Below are 3,871 nucleotides of genomic sequence, written 5' to 3' on the forward strand. Positions count from 1 at the left end.
ATGCCCACCGTATCGGCGGCCTTCGGATGCTCACCACAGGCGCGAAGACGAAGGCCCCAACGCGAGCGGAATATGAAGATTGACAGCAACACAACGGCGGCGTACATGATGTAGACCAAAATTGACTGGTTAAAGAGCATGGGGCCAATGACTGGAATTTCAGACAAGCCCGGAATCTTTATTGATTTCAACGAGTAGCGGTTCGTGTTGAGCAACGACTGGTTTTCGGTCATGAGTGTTCCGAAGAAGAACGTCGTCAAACCAAGTGCCAGCACGTTGAGCACAACACCGACGATGATCTGGTCCACGCCGTAGCGCACCGAGAACAGTGCGAGCAGCGAGCCGAGGAACGCACCCGCGAGCGGGGCGAACAGCAGGCCAACGTAGGCGTTCTGGAAGTACGAGGCGGCCATCACACCGGCGAAGGCACCCGCAAGGAGCTGACCTTCGATGTTGATGTTAATAACGCCCACGCGCTCCGACACGACGCCCGAGAGCGAACCGAAGATTAGCGGGGTGGAAATGGCGACCGTGGACACGAGGGTCGAGGTCACGGTGACAGCACCCGATGATCCTGCACCTGCGAAGATGAGGAACGCGAACACGGTCAGCAGGCCGACGAGCACCATCATGACGATGTCGATCGCCTTGCCGGCGCGGCCGTACTTGCCGCGCGAGAGGGTGGAGAAGACCGACCACGCGGTTCCGATCGCTGCGATAATTGCGAAAACCCACAGGATGCCCGACGCGTTAACCGTGATGTCCTCGATGTTGATCGTCTGGTTGCGGTCGTTGAGGCGGAGCCTCGTATCGCCCTCAACCGCGACGGCAAAGAACAACAGGAGGATCGTTGCCAGCAGGAACGTGATTGGGATCTTCCATGACAGGCGCTTTTCGACCTGCTTCGTCTCCACCATCTGTGGAGCATTTTGAGTCTGCATATCTACGCTCATCGCTGCTCCCCTCCTTCGTTGGTCATATCGTCGACGGCGTCTTCATCCACCGTCTTTTCACCTAGGCGGATACGGCTTTCATCGCGGACCGGAACGTTTTCGTCCTCCGGAGCAACCTCCGGGTTCACGGCCTGCTCTTCCAGGAGCGCGTTAGCGTTAGCCTGGTTGATCTCCATGCCGCGCTCAGACAGCGTGATGTACTGACGCAGCGAGATGTCGTTGTACTTCGGCAGGCGGAAGATCCAGCGCACGAGCGCCGGAGCCGCGATAAGAAGAACGATCGTCGACTGCAAAATCAGGATCATGTCGATCGGGACGCCGGCGTTTTGCATGATGTAGCCACCAGCCTTGAACGCTCCGAACAGGAGTCCGGCGAAGAACGTTCCGATCGGCTTGTTTCGGCCAAGGAGCGCCACGGTAATGGCGTCGAAGCCGACGTTGCCCGCAACATTTCCGGACACGTAACCGATCGTGCCGAGCGCCTCGTTAGCGCCGGCCAATCCAAGGAACGAACCGGAGACAACCATCGTCAAGACAGTCACCTTGCCGACGGAAATACCAGCCGTGCGGGCGGCGTCGGGATTCGCACCCACCGCACGCACCTCGAAGCCGAACGTCGAACGCTCGAGGATCCACCAGAACACGATCGTCGCGAGAATTGCGACGATGATGCCCGCATGGATCTTAAACGGAGCGTTCAGGAGCGGCGTCATTGCGGCGCTATCGGCGACATTCGGGGTCTTCGGGAAGTTCGTTCCCGGCACCTGCCACGAAGGCTGAAGCAGAATGTAGCTCAGCGCCAACGCCGAAATCGAGTTCAACATGATCGTCACGATGACCTCGTTAGCGCCGGTTCGCGCCTTCAAGATACCCGCGATGGACGCGTAGAGCGCGCCCGCCACGATACCGGCAAGCACGGCCAGCAGCGTGTGGATGACCGGCGGGAAATCGTAGTTGAAGCCAACCCATGCCGCTGCCAACGCACCGAACACGAGCTGGCCCGCGCCACCAATGTTGAACAGTCCGGCTCGGAAACCGAACGCGAGTCCAAGACCACCCAAAATGAGCGGGATGGCGTAGAAGAACGAGTCAGTGAGCGGCTTGATCTGGTAGGCGAAATCTCGCCCAGCCGGATTGAAGATCGCTCCGCGGAACATGTTGTAGTACGCCTCGGTCACCGAAGCGCCCGTCATCGCAATCAGCAATGCGCCGATCGCGAAGGCGATAATCACCGCGAGAATCGATACGAGCCAGCCCGATCGAAGTCCGGTGTATACGATGCCCTTGACCCAGCTACCAAAGCCAGCCTTGGTCGTTGTTGTTTGATTACTCATGGGCGCCGACCTCCTGTGCGGGAGCCTCATCATTTGCGGCAAGAGCCTCCTCCTGCGGAACGCCAGCCATCATTAGGCCGAGTGCGCTTCGCGGAGTATCTGCAGGGACAGTGCCGATCACTCGGCCGCGGTACATGACCACGATCCGATCGGCGAGGCCAACAACCTCATCGAGCTCAGACGACACCAGCAGGACTGGCGTGCCCGAGTCGCGAACTTCGATAATCCGCTTGTGAATGAACTCGATGGATCCCACGTCGACGCCGCGGGTCGGCTGGTTCGCAATGAGAAGCTCGAGATCGCGAGAAAGTTCGCGGGCCACAACAACCTTTTGCTGGTTGCCGCCGGACAGGGTCGAGATCGGATCCGTCACGTGCGTGAGGCGGACGTCATACTCTTCGACCTTGTCGTGTGCGTATTGAAGAATGACCTTCGGGCGAAGGGCCAGTCCCTTCGAGAAAGGCTCGTAGCGGTACTGATCCAAAATCATATTCTCCGCGACGGAGAATGTGGCGATCACGCCGTCGGTCGAGCGATCCTCGGGGATCAGTCCGATGCCGTCGTTGATCGCCTGGCGTACGCCGTGGGTCGTGATGTTCGTGCCATTGAGCGAAATCTTTCCGCCAGCAGAATCATGCAGGCCCATGATGACCTCGGCCAGTTCGGTCTGGCCGTTGCCCTGAACGCCTGCGATGGCCACAACCTCGCCCTTGTTGACGTCAAAGGAGACGTTGTCAAGGACTCGAGTTCCGGCCTCACTAAACGCCGTGAGGTTTTCGACCGAGAGACCAAGTCCCGCGGTTTGAGGCGCATCCTTTTCGACCTGCATCATCACCGGGCGGCCAACCATCAACGTCGCAAGTTCAGCTTCGGTGCTCTTCGGATCGGCCGTACCAACGACCTTTCCACGGCGAATGACCGTGATGTCGTCCGCAACTGCGCGGACCTCACGGAGTTTGTGCGTAATAAAGACGATTGAAGTGCCGTTGTCCGCGAGCTGGCGCATGATGGTCATGAGCTCGTCAGTTTCTTGGGGGGTCAGCACGGCAGTCGGCTCGTCGAGAATCAGGACCTTCGCTTCGCGCGACAGGGCCTTCACGATCTCAACGCGCTGCTGGGCGCCAACGGGAAGATCTTCGATCAGTGCGTCTGGATCGAGATCAAAGCCAAAGCGAGCGGAGACGTCTCGGACGATCTCCTTCGCTTTCTTAATGTCGATGAGTCCCGCAGCCTTCGTCGGCTCGTAACCTAGAGCAATCGACTCCGCCACCGTGAACACGGGGATCAGCATGAAGTGCTGATGGACCATGCCAATACCGGCGGCGACCGCGTCGCCCGGGCCGTCAAACGTGACGGGCTTACCATCGAGAAGAATTTCGCCCTCGTCGGCATCGTACAAGCCGTAAAGGACGTTCATAAGAGTAGATTTGCCAGCACCATTCTCACCAAGGAGTGCGTGGATGTGGCCGTCCTCGACCGTCAAGTCAATGTGGTCGTTCGCTACGAGGGTTCCGAATCGCTTCGTGATTCCTCTTAGTTCGAGTTTCACGCTTTTTGCCTTTCGCGTTCCGTGATACTGAGATG

Annotated in this window: 3 protein-coding genes; all 3 read right to left on the reverse strand. The window is 58.7% G+C overall.

The window, feature by feature from the left end; all coding sequences use genetic code 11:
- On the reverse strand, positions 1 to 953 hold a 953-nt coding region (locus tag ACHFFR_RS07435), incomplete at its 3' end, for an ABC transporter permease (protein WP_394263634.1).
- Positions 950 to 2,287, reverse strand: coding sequence for an ABC transporter permease (locus ACHFFR_RS07440; RefSeq protein WP_394263635.1), 1,338 nt, complete (start codon positions 2,285 to 2,287; stop codon positions 950 to 952). The genes ACHFFR_RS07440 and ACHFFR_RS07435, both read right to left, overlap by 4 nt.
- On the reverse strand, positions 2,280 to 3,836 hold the full coding sequence (locus ACHFFR_RS07445) for an ABC transporter ATP-binding protein (protein WP_394263636.1): 1,557 nt from the start codon (positions 3,834 to 3,836) through the stop codon (positions 2,280 to 2,282). The genes ACHFFR_RS07440 and ACHFFR_RS07445 overlap by 8 nt, the downstream gene beginning before the upstream one ends.
- Between the last annotated feature and the right edge of the window lie 35 nt (positions 3,837 to 3,871).

Source organism: Trueperella sp. (genome assembly GCF_043424875.1).
Taxonomy (GTDB): domain Bacteria; phylum Actinomycetota; class Actinomycetes; order Actinomycetales; family Actinomycetaceae; genus Trueperella.

Bases quoted from the DNA above. Each gene is read 5' to 3' on its own strand.
- ACHFFR_RS07440 (WP_394263635.1), bottom strand. From the start codon at position 2,287: ATGAGTAATCAAACAACAACGACCAAGGCTGGCTTTGGTAGCTGGGTC.